Origin of the sequence: Streptococcus sp. SS4 (assembly GCF_030440125.1) — a bacterium.
Taxonomy (GTDB): Bacteria; Bacillota; Bacilli; order Lactobacillales; family Streptococcaceae; genus Streptococcus.
Genome location: NZ_JAQFJM010000003.1, coordinates 81722 through 96019 on the forward strand (window position 1 = coordinate 81722; position 14298 = coordinate 96019).

Here is a 14298-nt window from a genome sequence, read left to right on the forward strand (position 1 = left end):
CAAAGTCTTAGGGACTTTGGCTTTTTTCATGCCATAGTGACATTTATGTCACTATTTTTATAATCATTTAATGTTTATAATTAATGTATCGTTTTAGAAGGCGATTGGTTAAGTGTTTCTGCTATTTTGCTTGAAATTTTCTTGCAGATAAGCGGAGAAAAGTCAATCAAATTCTAACCTAAATCAAATTTATGGAGGAAATCATGTCCATTTTAACCATCGACCACATCTCAAAGTACTATAATCTCGACGGTACGAACCAAGAGCGCGCTTTGAACGATGTTACACTTGAGATTGCACCAGGAAAGATCACTGCTATCTACGGTCCATCTGGCTGTGGTAAGACCAGTCTGCTTAGTATTATTAGTGGTCTGGATAGCCAGTATCAAGGAAATCTTTATTTCAAAAATCAAAACATGCGAGATTTTTCAGAGCGTGCCTTGACCTATTTTAGAAAGGCCCATATTGGCTTTGTCTTTCAGAATTTCAATCTTATCCCTCATCAATCAGTCCTTGAAAATGTCAAGATGCCTCTTTACGTTAAAAATATGACTGATAAAGAGATGGTCAAGATTGCGGAAAGGGAGCTCAGCCGTCTTGGAATCGGAGACTTTATCACGAAAAATGTTAAGCAGCTTTCTGGTGGGCAAAAACAACGTGTGGCAATTGCCCGTGCCTTGGTCAATAACCCAGAAATGATTGTGGCTGATGAACCGACAGGTTCTCTTGATTCTCAGTCTCAGGAAAATGTTCTCGAAATTTTTAAAGAGCTAGCCGAGGCAGGTAAAACTGTGATTATCGTAACCCATAACCCTGAAGTGGCGGATTATGCGGATGTTGTCATTAAAATGAAGGATGGTGAAGTCGTTGAAACAATCGAAAAATAAGGGATTGACCCTCAAGAATAAACTCAAATTGTCATTGAACAACTTTATGGAACGTAAGTGGCGTAATCTTTTGATTGCGACGGCAACTTCCATTGGTTTTATCGGTGTCTTGATTTCCTTTGGTTTGGGAAATGCTATTGTTGGTATGATTAATGACAGTACCGATGGTGGCAACATTCCATCCCAAATTCAGATCAGTCTTAGTGCTAAATCAGCAGCCAGAGGGGTTCTAAATGCGGATGACGAGAAGTTTATTCGTAGCCAGATTAAGAGTGATGACATTAAGTATTTGGAGAGTCCCTTTGGAATGAACATGGCAAGTCTTACCCTTGATGGCAAGACCATGGATTTCAGCAAGGACCTTCCTAACTATTCTCAGGTTATCAGTCTCTACAAGAACACAAAAATCTCTACATCTCGCAATGATAAGGATAAAATTTCAGCTGGGAAACCTTTTAAATCTGAAGATGAAAAGGGCTTAACCCTTCCGATGAGTTTTGTCAAACGCTACAACCAAGAAACAGGGAAGAAGCTCAGGGCTAAAGACTTTATCGGTAAAGAAATTTCAGCTCAGATTGTTGAAAATACTGCTGAGGGAACTAAAGTAGCGGATATCAAGACTAAGATTGTCCGTATTGTTGATGACAGCGAGGATGCTGAAGAGGGCAATAGCTATATGCCAGCTAAACAATTGGAAGAATTGCTCAAAGAAAATGGCTTTACCAAAACAGTCTCTTACATGCTTTTGGAGCTCAAAGATCCAGCCAAGACTAAGGAAGTCACTAAAAAATTGCAGAAAAACAAGAAGTATCTGGTTCTTTCACAGCAGGCCATCCTAGATGTCATTATTAAATTCATCCGTGTGATCCAGGCCCTCTTGATTATCCTTTCGTCACAAGCTATCCTAGTTTCAGCTGTTATGATTGGAATTATCATCTATATTAATATTATGCAACGCTCAAAAGAGATTGGTGTTATGAAGGCCGTCGGTTACCTTAATCGTGACGTGAAAGCTATCTTTGTTTATGAGGCACTTTGGATTACGGGTATCTCACTAGCCCTTGCCCTCCTTGTATCGCAGGGCATTGGAAGCTTGGCCAACATGATTGTTTCACATCTCTACCCAAGTGTCAGCAAGGTGTTTGACCTAAATCTGACCTCAATTCTCATCATGTTTGGCTTTTCACTCTTGATGGGCTATGTGTCAGCCTACCTTCCAGCCCGTAAAATCAGTAAAATGGATCCTGTCGAGTCCCTAAGATATGAATAGAAATGAAGAGTAGTCTCCCTAGGCTACTCTTTTTTTGTCAAAACAAGCATTAGAAAATTCGGAAAATCCTAACAATAATTAACTTTCTGAAAAGTGGAGACAATTGCTCAAAAATGCTATAATAGTCAGCATATACAGGCTATTAATAACAAAAAAGAAGTACCTATTCGATTGGAGGAGTTCCATGTATAAAGATGATAGTTTAACCTTGCACACTGACTTGTATCAAATCAATATGATGCAAGTTTACTTCAACCAAGGTATTCACAATAAAAAGGCCGTTTTCGAAGTTTATTTCCGTCAACTTCCGTTTAAAAATGGCTTTGCTGTGTTCGCAGGTCTGGAGCGTATTGTCAACTATCTTGAAAATCTGACTTTCTCAGAAACTGATATTGCTTATCTAAAAGATTTAGGTTATCCTGAGGATTTTCTGGATTATCTAGCCAACCTAAAACTCGAGTTGATTATCAATTCGGCCCTTGAGGGTGATTTGGTATTTGCTAATGAACCGATTTTCCAAGTGGAAGGTCCCTTGGCCCAGTGTCAGCTAGTAGAGACTGCCTTGCTAAATATCCTCAATTACCAAATTCTTATTGCTACTAAGGCAGCTCGTATTCGTTCTGTCATTGAGGATGCTCCTCTGTTGGAATTTGGGACACGTCGTGCACAAGAGATGGATGCAGCAATCTGGGGAACGCGTGCAGCCGTGATTGGTGGTGCTGATGCAACGTCCAATGTACGTGCCGGTAAGATTTTCGGCATTCCAGTTTCTGGTACTCATGCTCATGCTCTTGTTCAAGCCTATGGCAATGATTACGATGCCTTCAAAGCCTATGCATCAACTCATAAGGACTGTGTATTCCTTGTAGATACCTATGACACTCTCAAAATTGGAGTTCCGAATGCCATTCGCGTAGCTAAAGAGCTGGGTGATAAGATCAATTTCTTGGGTGTCCGTCTTGATTCAGGTGATTTGGCTTATCTATCGAAGCAAGTCCGTAAGCAGTTGGATGCTGCCGGTTTCCCTGATGCCAAAATTTATGCTTCAAATGACCTTGATGAAAATACCATCCTCAACTTGAAGATGCAAAAGGCCAAAATTGATGTCTGGGGAGTGGGTACTAAGCTTATCACTGCCTATGATCAACCAGCCTTGGGTGCTGTCTACAAGATTGTCTCAATGGAAGATGATCAAGGAGTCATGCATGATACTATCAAATTGTCCAACAATGCTGAGAAGGTTTCGACACCAGGTAAGAAGCAAGTCTGGCGTATTACGAGTCGTGCTAAGGGCAAATCAGAAGGTGACTATATCACTTTCGCAGACACGGATGTTAACGCTCTAGAAGAAATTAATATGTTCCACCCAACATACACCTACATTAATAAGACTGTTCGTGATTTTGATGCAGTACCACTCTTGGTCCCAATCTACGACAAGGGGCAACTCATCTATGACTTGCCTAGTCTTAATGAAATCAAGGCTTATGCGACTAAGGAATTGGATGAGCTTTGGAATGAGTACAAGCGCGTGCTTAACCCTCAAGATTATCCAGTTGACTTGGCTAAAGATGTTTGGGATAACAAGATGACCTTGATTGATAATGTCCGTAAGAAAGCCCATGACTTGTCAGAGTAAAAGGAGAAATTATGACTTTGCAAGAAACTATTATTGCTCAACTAGGCGTTAAACCTAGCATTGATCCAAAAGAAGAGATTCGAAAATCTGTTGATTTTTTGAAGGCCTACATGCTAAAGCATCCTTTCCTAAAAACCTATGTTTTGGGAATTTCAGGAGGTCAGGATTCTACCTTGGCTGGCCGTCTAGCACAACTTGCGGTTGAAGAGCTCCGTGCAGAGACAGGAAAAGACTATCAGTTTATCGCCATTCGTTTACCATACGGTGTCCAAGCAGATGAAGATGATGCCCAACGTGCTCTTGCTTTTATCAAGCCAGATGTGAGTCTTGTGGTTAACATCAAAGAAGCTGTTGATGGTCAGGTTGCGGAACTTGCCAAGGCAGGCGTAACCGTTTCTGACTTTAACAAGGGTAATATCAAGGCCCGTCAACGTATGATTACCCAATATGCGGTTGCGGGAGAAAATAGTGGGGCAGTTATCGGGACAGACCACGCCGCTGAAAACCTTACTGGCTTCTTCACAAAATTTGGCGATGGTGGTGCGGATATTTTGCCGCTCTTTCGTCTAAACAAGCGTCAAGGTGCAGCCCTTCTTGCAGAACTTGGTGCGGACAAGGTCCTTTATGAAAAAGTGCCAACAGCGGACTTGGAAGAGGATAAACCAGGAATCGCTGATGAAGTGGCACTTGGTGTGACCTACCGTGAAATTGATGATTACCTTGAAGGCAAGGAAGTATCAGCCAAAGCCCAGGATACTATTGAGAATTGGTGGCGTAAAGGTCAACACAAACGTCACTTGCCAATCACTATTTTTGATGAGTTTTGGAAATAAGAGGAGAATTGATTTATGATTAAAGCTTATATTGACTTTTGGAAACGTGCCTTTGACTTTAGCGGACGTTCGACTCGTCCAGACTACTGGTGGGCTTACTTGGTTAATGTCATTATTATTACTATTCTTACTGTTTTTTGTGTTCTTATTCCTTTCTTCAGTAATGTTGACCTTAGTGATCCAGCTCTGTTGAATAATCAGACTGAACTGCAAAAAATAATTATTACCTATGCTTGGCCACTAATACTTTTTAGCTTAATTGAACTTATCCCTCAATTGTCTCTACAAATCCGTCGTTTAAGAGATGCAGGCTTTCATCCGGCTTGGGTACTTCTAAGTTATATAGGGCTTGTACCATTCTTGGCTATCTTCTCATTGATTGGAAGCATTGTCCTCCTTATCATGTCTTGTCAACCAACGAAACCAGCACCAGAAACACTGGTTGATAAAGTTGAATAAGATTGTCCTACCCCTAGGTTTAACCTAGGGGTATTTTTAAATTGAATTTTCAGAAATTAGTGATAAAATAGAGAAGAATAAGGCTTAAAAGGAGGAATCTTATGACTTCATTATCAACAGATTTCACAGATAAACTATTTGCAGAATATGAGGCCAATGCCAAGTACAGTGCTATTGAGAATGCTGTAACTCATAATGGCTTGCTCAAATCCATCGAAACACGTCAATCAGAAGTTGAAAACGACCACGTTTTCTCAATCGATTTGACTAAAGATGAGGTGTCTAACCAGAAAGCTTCAGGACGTTGCTGGATGTTTGCGGCACTAAATACTTTCCGTCACAAATTAATCTCAGACTTTAAATTGGAAAGTTTCGAACTTTCTCAAGCTCACACTTTCTTCTGGGACAAGTATGAAAAATCAAACTGGTTCTTGGAACAAATCATTGCTACAGCAGATCAAGAGATTGGCAGTCGTAAGGTTAAATTCCTTTTGGATACCCCTCAACAAGATGGTGGACAATGGGATATGGTCGTATCACTTTTTGAAAAATACGGTGTTGTACCAAAATCGGTTTATCCAGAATCTGTATCTTCAAGCAATAGTCGTGAGCTTAACCAATATCTCAATAAGCTTCTTCGTCAAGATGCTCAAATCTTACGTGACCTAATTGCAGGTGGTGCTGATCAGGCTACTGTTCAAGCTAAGAAGGAAGAGCTTCTTCAAGAAATTTTCAATTATCTTGCCATGACTCTTGGTTTACCACCACGTCAGTTTGATTTTGCCTACCGAGATAAGGATGACAACTATCAATCTGAGAAAAATATCACACCACAAGTATTCTTTGAAAAATATGTGGGTCTCAAACTCAGCGACTATGTGTCAGTTATCAACGCTCCAACAACTGATAAACCTTACGGAAAATCTTATACTGTTGAGATGTTAGGTAATGTTGTAGGTGCACCAAGTGTTCGTTATATCAACCTCCCAATGGACCGTTTCAAAGAGCTTGCTATTGCACAGATGAAGTCTGGAGAAACTGTTTGGTTTGGTTCAGATGTTGGTCAAGTTTCAGACCGTCAAAAAGGTATTCTTGCAACTAATGTTTATGACTTTACAGCTAGCATGGATATTAACTTGACTCAAGATAAGGCAGGACGTTTGGACTACAGTGAATCTCTCATGACTCATGCCATGGTATTGACTGGGGTTGATTTGGATGCCGATGGCAAACCTGTTAAATGGAAGGTTGAAAACTCTTGGGGAGACAAGGTTGGACAAAAAGGTTACTTTGTCGCTTCTGATGCCTGGATGGATGAATACACTTATCAAATCGTTGTCCGCAAAGACTTCCTTACAGCTGAAGAATTAGCAGCCTATGAAGCAGAGCCACAAGTACTTGCTCCTTGGGACCCAATGGGAGCCCTTGCTTCAAAATAAGACAATACATGAAAACACTGGAAATTTTCCAGTGTTTTTTATAGTTTCTTTAAAATTTATCGGTAAAAAAAGAGTTATCCAATCGGATAACCCTTCTTATTTCTTATTCTTCTGCTGTAGCAGTGTTTGAATTCGAATGCTCAGAGCCGTTAGAGGCCGATGTCGATGGATTTGTTGAAGCATCAGGCCCATACTGTTGACTATCTTGTGAACTTGATGAGTCACTGCTTTGGCTGGAGTCCGAACTTGATGATGAGCTAGATGTTCCAAGTGATCCTGTGTAAACATTTGATGTTGAAGAACCAGTAAGGAAGACATAGCTACCATTATTATAAACACCGCTAGGCATATCGAAATCTTCAGAACCCGCACCATACATCTGGTTAAGGTAGCTACTTGTTACACCGTAGATTTGTTTAGCGATATCAAGGTCTGAACCATAAAGTGGTGTTTTACGGTTTTTGTAACCTGTCCAAATCGCCATTGCATACTTAGTATTGTAACCAACGAAAGTTTCATCCGGAACCATAAGGTCAGCATAGACACCACTTTCTTTTTGTACTTTATAGTACTCATCGTCACCGTAGTTAGATGTACCAGTCTTACCAGCATTGATTGTACCAGGAACATAAGCTTCAGTTGCTGTACCACCTGTCAATACTTGTTTCAACATACTTGACATCATGTAGGCTGTTTGTGGTGACATGGCTTCGACACCTTTAGAATCAAATGATTTAGTTGAACCATCTTCAAACTTGATTGATTTAATGTAAGAAGGTTTATAGTAAGTACCACCATTTGCAAAGGCTGCATAAGCTGCGGCCATTTTCTCACTTGATGCACCATACTTAGAATCTGATGATGATGTTGAAGATGAGATGGCATTTGAGTAGTACATTTCTGGATACTCGATACCCAAATCCTTCAAGAAGGATTGAGCATATTCCAAACCAGCAGCTTGGAGAGCTTTAACGGCTGTAACGTTACGTGATTGTTGAAGTGCATAAGTCAATGAAATGCTTCCGTAATACTTACGGTCCCAGTTGTAAACTGGTGTTGAAGAACCTGGGAAATTGTAAGGATTATCGTAAACAGTCGTACCAGTGTTTGTATAAACACCTTTTTCAATAGCAGGAGCATAGTCAGTGATTGGTTTCATTGTAGAACCCCAGTCACGGTCTGTTTGAACAGCTTGGTTGGTACCAAGTGCAATGTTTTCGTCTTGGTGACGTGAACCCAATTGGGCAACGACACGACCATTAGTAACATCAATAATAGTAGAAGCAACTTGGAGACTATCGTTTGGATAGTATACGTAGTCGTTAGTATTATAGACGTTCCAGATATATTTTTGAATATCTGGATTAAGGTTAGTGTAGACGTCGAGACCTGCTGAGTAAATATCAGCGTTGGCATCGGTAGATACCTGTTCAATAACTTGTTTGATGTAGTTATCTAAGTATGGCTCATAGCTAGCTTTCTTCGTAAGTGGAAGAAGGCCATCTGATACATCAGTTGCTTTAGCTTGCTCGTACTCTTCTTTAGAAATATTCTTGTCTTCATACATTTCGTCAAGAACAGTGTTACGACGTTCTTTGGCAGCATCTGGATTAGCATAAGGGTCATATTGTGTTGGTGCTTGTGGAATACCAGCAAGAAGAGCTGCTTGGGCAACAGAGAGGTCGCTCAAGTCCTTACCAAAGTAAGATTTAGCTGCAGTCTTCATACCGTAGTAACCATTACCCATATAAACCTTATTAATATAGAAGGTCAAGATTTCTTGTTTAGTGAATTGACGCTCCATTTGGAGTGACAACCAGATTTCTTGTGACTTACGTTTAAGGGTTTGGTCAGAAGTGTTAGTTGAGAAGTAAGCCAACTTAATCAACTGTTGGTCGAGCGTAGACCCCCCTTGGGTGCTGCTACGACGAAGGTTGTTAACAGCTGCCCCCATGATACGGTAGACGTCAATCCCACGGTGAGTGAAGAAACGTTTATCCTCGATAGAGGTGATGGCATTAACTAGAGTTGTTGGAATTTCATCTGTTGATGCACTCTCACGTTTCTCAGCTCCCAAGTCGGCAACAAGACTACCATTAGCGTCGTAAATCTTACTTGAGTTTGTTGATTGCAGTTTGTTCTCGGTAAGTTTAGGAACACTGCTAACATAGTAGGCAAAGAGGCTACCACCAGCGATGACACAGACTACAAAGAAAGTAAGCAGTCCAATAAATCCGTATTTTGCAATACGCCAGCCCAAACTTTGGTCTGAAGCGGCAGAGCGTTTTCCTTTGCCATAGCGAGAAGAATCTGAACGCTTGACCTTGATGTTTTTAGCACGTTTAGTCAAACCGTTAAGTGATTCTTTAAAGTTGCTGAAATTAAATTTAGCCATTATGTGTTACCACCTAATAATTTTTCAATGATTTCTAAGTAAGGAACTTGAGGATAAGCTGCTTCTGCAATTGCATAGCCTCTTTTTTTGATATAATCAAGAGGCATTGATTTCGTCCCTTTATCAATCTGATAAAAAGCGATTAAGTCTTTGGCAGGCAGAAGGTAGGTTTCCTTAAGCGTCGAGAAGTGAAGTAGCACGAAGCAGATCCCATCTTGACTGATGACCTGAGACATGTGCTCAATTTGATGCGCATGAAAGTTTTTCATAGGCATGGATGTCTTTTGTCGTGTCTCTTTGGCTTCAAAATCAATGTAGTATCCTTTGTAAACGCCGGAGTAGTCGGTAGTAGAAGCTTGTCTAAAGTAAGCTTCTACAATCTTTGCTCGTGAGCGTTTGGGATAATCGACTTTGACAATTTGAACAGGGGTAGGTTTTTTATGAATAACGGCTAAACCACGCGACAAATAGTAATCATTAGTCGCGTTAATAGCAGATTCAAAGCTCATCCCCCGATTGGCAAAGTCAACTCTATTTGATTTTTTAGGACGTACTTGTGCTATCTTACGAGATATCTGATGGGGATAGTTTACCATTTCTTTCCCTTCTTCTTTATAAGATATGCATAAAGACTATTTCATTATACCATAAAATGAACGAGGAAAACAACAAATGACATCACTACTGGTAACTGGCTATAAGAGCTTTGAACTCGGTATTTTTAAAGACAAGGACCCTAAAGTAACCATTATCAAGAAAGCAATCAAACGTGATTTGATGCGTTTCTTGGATGATGGTGTGGATTGGATGATTTTTACTGGGAACCTCGGTTTTGAATTTTGGGCACTAGAAGTAGCCAAAGAACTTCAAAAAGACTATCCTTTGAAGTTAGCGACTATCTTCCCTTTTGAAACGCATGGTCAGAATTGGAATGAAGCGAATCAAACAAAACTAGCAGCCTTTAAGCAGGTTGATTTTGTCAAGTACAGCTTCCCCGCTTACCAATCTCCAGCACAGTTTAAACAATTTAATCAGTTTCTCATTGACAATACAGATCAGGCTTATTTATTTTATGAACCTGAAAATGAAACAAATCTGAAATATTTTTACGGTATGATGTTAGAAGCAAGGGGTTATCCCGTATCTAGACTGACTTTTGATGACCTCAATGAAGTCATGTCGGAATAGGATATAATTGAATTTTAAACTTGCATTTTTATCTTTTTTTCTGTATCATAAAAACATTAGACAGTAAAGTATTAGTAAGTTAGATAAGACAAGTATTGGAGAATAAAAATGGCTAAGATTAATTTAACGCCCAAGAAAATCTACGAACAAGAATTTAAAACAAGCATGCGTGGATACGATAAAAAAGAAGTTGATGAGTTTCTAGACGATGTAATCAAAGATTACGGTGTCTATATTGCTCTAGTTAAGGAATTGCAAGAAGAAAATGCAAAACTGAAAGCTAAGACTTCATCAGCTCCTGCTAGTCGCCCAGCATACGCGAGTGCGACAAGTGAGCCATCACCTGCGAATGCCAATGTTGCTTCGGCTTCAAACTATGATATCTTAAAACGTATCAGTCGTTTGGAGAAAGAGGTCTTTGGAAAACAAATCGTCGAGTAAAACTGGTTTGTGCAATTTTTGGATAATCGCATGGTTGCTAGTCTTCCATGAGGAAAGTCCATGCTAGCACTGGCTGTGATGCCAGTAGTGTTTGTGCTAGGTGAATTAATAAGCCTAGGGACTTGATTTTCAAGTTACGGCGAGTGAACTGGCTAAGTCTTAGGATAGGTTTTAGTAGCTCTGAAAGTGCCACAGTGACGGAGTTTTTAGGGAAACCTAAAAAGTGGAACGCGGTAAACCCCTCAAGCTAGCAACCCAAACTTTGGTAGGGGCATGGGATGGCTGGAAACGAACGGACCATCCTGACTGCTTTGCAGTAGACAGATGATTATCGAAGGAAGTGGTACCTAGTCACTTCTGGAACAAAACATGGCTTATAGAAAATTGCATATAGGTGAGGCTGGGACACATGTCTCAGCCTTCTTTTAGCAAGAATTCTCTCTTTTATATTTAAAGAAAAGAGTGGGAAATAAGCTATCGGTTAAGAAAGTTTGTACGCGTAACAATGAGATAAAAGGATAACAATGAAAGAAACATTTACATTAGTAGCAACTGCAGCAGCAGGTCTTGAGGCTGTGGTTGGACGTGAATTGCGTGAGTTAGGTTATGACACGCAGGTTGAAAATGGTAAGGTGCGTTTCCAAGGTGGTGTTCGTGCAATTGCTGAAACCAACCTTTGGTTGAGAGCAGCAGATCGTATCAAGATTGTAGTGGGTGAATTTCCAGCACGTACCTTTGAGGAACTCTTTCAGGGAGTTTTTGCTTTAGACTGGGAAAATTATCTTCCGCTAGGTGCAAAGTTCCCAATTTCTAAGGCTAAATGTGTTAAATCAAAGCTTCATAATGAGCCATCTGTTCAGGCGATTTCAAAAAAAGCTGTCGTTAAGAAATTGCAGAAGTATTTCCACCGTCCAGAAGGAGTGCCTCTCCAAGAAACAGGAGCGGAATTTAAGATTGAAGTCTCTATTTTGAAGGATAAGGCTACGGTTTTGATTGATACCACAGGTGCTAGTCTCTTTAAGCGTGGCTACCGTACTGATAAAGGTGGAGCACCGATTAAAGAAAATATGGCGGCTGCTATCCTTGAACTTAGTAATTGGTATCCGGATAAACCATTGATTGACCCGACTTGTGGTTCAGGGACCTTCTGTATTGAGGCTGCAATGATTGGCATGAACATTGCACCAGGATTTAATCGTGATTTTGCCTTTGAAGCATGGAATTGGGTGGATAAGGATTTAGTACAGTCGGTACGTGATGAAGCAGATAGCAAGGCAAACTACGATATTGAATTAGATATTATGGGTTGTGATATTGATGGCCGTATGGTTGAAATTGCAAAAGCCAATGCTCGTGAGGCAGGTCTTGAAGATGTTATTAAATTGAAACAAATGCGTTTACAGGACCTGAAAACAGATAAAATCAATGGTGTCATTATTTCAAACCCTCCTTATGGTGAGCGTTTGTTGGATGACAAGGCTGTGGATATCTTGTATAATGAAATGGGTCAAACTTTTGCGCCACTTAAAACTTGGAGCAAGTTTATCTTGACCAGCGATGAACAATTTGAAAGCAAATACGGTATGAAAGCCGATAAAAAACGTAAGCTTTATAACGGGACCCTCCGTGTTGATTTATATCAATATTTTGGAGAGCGTGTTCGCCGTTCTGAGGCTAGAAAGGTAAATTAAACGTGTCAGAAGATAAAACACAAAATGGCTATGAAGGTAGCCAAGAGCTAGATTTCCAAGATGCCAAGGAAATGACGGTCGGTGAGGCTGTCCGAAAAGAAGCCGAGATTAATGCTGGTGTAACAGAAACAGATAGCATTTTGGATAAGTATATCAAGCAACACCGCGAAGAAGTTGCCTCACAAAAATTTTCAAAGAAAATTGAAGCTGACGGCGACACATCACCTTTGGATGCTTTTATTCAAAAGCAACGTCAGGAGTTTGCGGATTCAGGTTTGATTGGTCAATCAATGGCTAATGAGTCAATCAACTCAACAACAGCTACTGAAGAAGTAACACCGGTCACATTTGGTTTTGGTGCTACAGATAACAAGGCTGATGAAACTCAATCTCATATTGACAAGCAGTTGCCAAATGCCCCTGTTGAACCTGAGGTTATTGCAGAACCAGAAAGTCAAAGTTCTGAAGTTATCATTACGTCAACAAATGCTGATCGTTTCATCACGTCAGAAACAGAAAAATTTGACCTTGGTGATGCACTCGCTGATTCATCTACTTCAACTCATCAGTCACCCTATAACGATGCATTGGTAGATAATATTGATGATGACAATCCTTTGATTGCTAACATTGATGATCCAGAACCACAAAATCCTGCTATTGCCAATATTGACGATACTGAGCCACAAGCTTCAAAACCTTTGTTGAATGATGCTGCTATTTCAGACACTATTGATTTGGCAGCTATTGCATCAACAGTGGCAGGGGTAACTGGAGCAAAAGCTGATGAAGAAAAGACAACACCAAAAGTGTCTATGGCAGTTAATCGCCCATCTGCAGAAGACAGAATCTCTTCAGAGTCTATTTCACCATCGCATAAGAGTGCCTTTGATGGTGACATTCCAGTTTACCGTCGTAAAGGTGTTGTTATCGGTGCTCTAGCAGTTCTTGCTTTAGCTATTATCGGTGGTAGCTATGCTCTTTATAAAGGAACACATAGCCAATCGGCGAAAACAACAAGCACAGCTTCTTCAGCAGTGACATCATCATCAAGCAAGGATACGTCAGCTGCTGATAATAAGGCCTTTGAAGAAATGTATAATAATTTCTTCACAGATGACGAGCAAACAAAACTCGCTAATGACCAATTTGGTAAGTTATCAGATTTGGAAAAGCTGCTCAAGAAATTGGAGAAAACCAAGTATTATGATGCAGCTAAGAAAAAATATGATAACTTGAAGAAACAAATTGAAGCTGTACAAAAGATTAACAGTCAGTTTGAGTCAGATGCTCTTGTAGATGGTAACTATAATGCCTCTATTGCTGTTAAATCAGATGCTAACTTTAATAATCTTCCAGAAAGTGTAACAACAACTGGAAATGCGAGTCTCGACAGCACTGTCCAAGAAGCTATTAAGGGTGGTAAGACTCAACTTGAAGAAAAAGCTAAGGCTGCGAGTGCAACGTCTGCAGCGACAGCTTCTGAAAGTGTTAATACTGCTAGTCCTGCTGCACCTTCAGGTGATAACGCATCTGGAGCAGCTTCTAATGGTGATGGTGCGGCCGCATCAAATACTTCTGGAGCGCAAAATGGAGCAGCTAACTCAGCAGGTTCAGCAGGTTCAACTGGTGCGACTGGAGGAACTACTGGTGGCTCAGCTGCAGCTTCAACAGTTGTAACACGCGGAATCACAAATTATAACCCATCAATCCTTCAACGTAATCGCTCACGTGTGCCTTATAATGCAAACGTAGTAGCAGATACAAGTAACCCAGCTTGGACATGGGCTGATGGTGTTCTTGATAAGATTATCGAAACATCACACTCACGTGGTTACTTCTCAGGAGATAACTTCATCCTTGAGCCAGTCAACATCATCAATGGTAATGGTTACTACAACTTGTACCTTCCAGATGGAACTTACCTCTTCAGTATTAACTGTAAGACAGGTTACTATGTTGGTAATGGTTCAGGTCACTCAGATAAACTTGATTACGAATAATAATCTGCGACACTCCTTCGGGAGTGTTTTTTGTTTTATCTTGGAGAAGGCCT

At 40.3% G+C, this 14298-nt stretch carries 12 protein-coding genes and 1 other RNA gene; 11 read left to right on the forward strand and 2 right to left on the reverse strand.

Annotation, left to right across the window (positions count from 1 at the left end; translation table 11 throughout):
- Positions 1–203: 203 nt before the first annotated feature.
- The 6 genes from PCY16_RS03650 to pepC all read left to right on the forward strand — a co-directional run bounded on the left by PCY16_RS03650 (position 204) and on the right by pepC (position 6527).
- Positions 204–887, forward strand: coding sequence for an ABC transporter ATP-binding protein (locus PCY16_RS03650; RefSeq protein WP_183137067.1), 684 nt, complete (start codon positions 204–206; stop codon positions 885–887).
- Entirely contained in the window at positions 856–2157 is a 1302-nt protein-coding gene (locus PCY16_RS03655) for an ABC transporter permease (RefSeq protein ID WP_195413353.1), read from the forward strand. Before PCY16_RS03650 ends, PCY16_RS03655 begins: the two co-directional genes overlap by 32 nt.
- Before the next feature lie 184 nt (positions 2158–2341).
- Entirely contained in the window at positions 2342–3796 is a 1455-nt protein-coding gene (locus PCY16_RS03660; protein WP_195413354.1) for a nicotinate phosphoribosyltransferase, read from the forward strand.
- Between the two features lie 11 nt (positions 3797–3807).
- Positions 3808–4629, forward strand: coding sequence for an ammonia-dependent NAD(+) synthetase (gene nadE, locus PCY16_RS03665; protein WP_073688877.1), 822 nt, complete (start codon positions 3808–3810; stop codon positions 4627–4629).
- Positions 4630–4644: 15 nt separating this feature from the next.
- Positions 4645–5088, forward strand: coding sequence for a DUF805 domain-containing protein (locus PCY16_RS03670; RefSeq protein WP_195413355.1), 444 nt, complete (start codon positions 4645–4647; stop codon positions 5086–5088).
- A 101-nt stretch (positions 5089–5189) separates the two neighbouring features.
- A complete protein-coding gene (gene pepC / locus PCY16_RS03675) occupies positions 5190–6527 on the forward strand; it encodes an aminopeptidase C (protein ID WP_195413356.1) in 1338 nt (445 codons plus the stop codon).
- Between the two features lie 103 nt (positions 6528–6630).
- On the opposite strand, the gene pbp1a is transcribed toward pepC, so the two are convergent.
- Both pbp1a and recU read right to left on the reverse strand, forming a co-directional pair.
- Positions 6631–8922, reverse strand: a complete 2292-nt coding sequence (gene pbp1a, locus PCY16_RS03680; protein ID WP_195413357.1) for a penicillin-binding protein PBP1A — start codon at positions 8920–8922, stop codon at positions 6631–6633.
- On the reverse strand, positions 8922–9518 hold the full coding sequence (recU, locus tag PCY16_RS03685; RefSeq protein ID WP_002886506.1) for a Holliday junction resolvase RecU: 597 nt from the start codon (positions 9516–9518) through the stop codon (positions 8922–8924). The genes pbp1a and recU overlap by 1 nt, the downstream gene beginning before the upstream one ends.
- Positions 9519–9594: 76 nt before the next feature.
- On the opposite strand from recU, the gene PCY16_RS03690 reads away from it, so the two are divergent.
- From PCY16_RS03690 to PCY16_RS03710, 5 genes are all read left to right on the forward strand, one after another.
- Positions 9595–10110 carry a DUF1273 domain-containing protein gene (locus PCY16_RS03690; RefSeq protein ID WP_195413358.1) on the forward strand — a complete coding sequence of 172 codons (516 nt, stop codon included), beginning with the start codon at positions 9595–9597 and terminating at the stop codon, positions 10108–10110.
- 108 nt (positions 10111–10218) lie between these two features.
- Positions 10219–10551 (forward strand): cell division regulator GpsB, encoded by a 333-nt coding sequence (gene gpsB, locus PCY16_RS03695; RefSeq protein WP_037598953.1) that lies wholly within the window; start codon positions 10219–10221, stop codon positions 10549–10551.
- Between the two features lie 14 nt (positions 10552–10565).
- An RNA gene (gene rnpB, locus PCY16_RS03700) (RNase P RNA component class B) lies at positions 10566–10933 on the forward strand.
- A 142-nt stretch (positions 10934–11075) separates the two neighbouring features.
- Complete coding sequence (locus PCY16_RS03705) at positions 11076–12242, forward strand: class I SAM-dependent RNA methyltransferase (RefSeq protein WP_064525716.1); 1167 nt, start codon at positions 11076–11078, stop codon at positions 12240–12242.
- Between the two features lie 2 nt (positions 12243–12244).
- Positions 12245–14245: a cell division site-positioning protein MapZ family protein gene (locus PCY16_RS03710; RefSeq protein WP_195413359.1), complete on the forward strand. Its 2001-nt coding sequence runs from the start codon at positions 12245–12247 to the stop codon at positions 14243–14245.
- Positions 14246–14298: the final 53 nt, after the last annotated feature.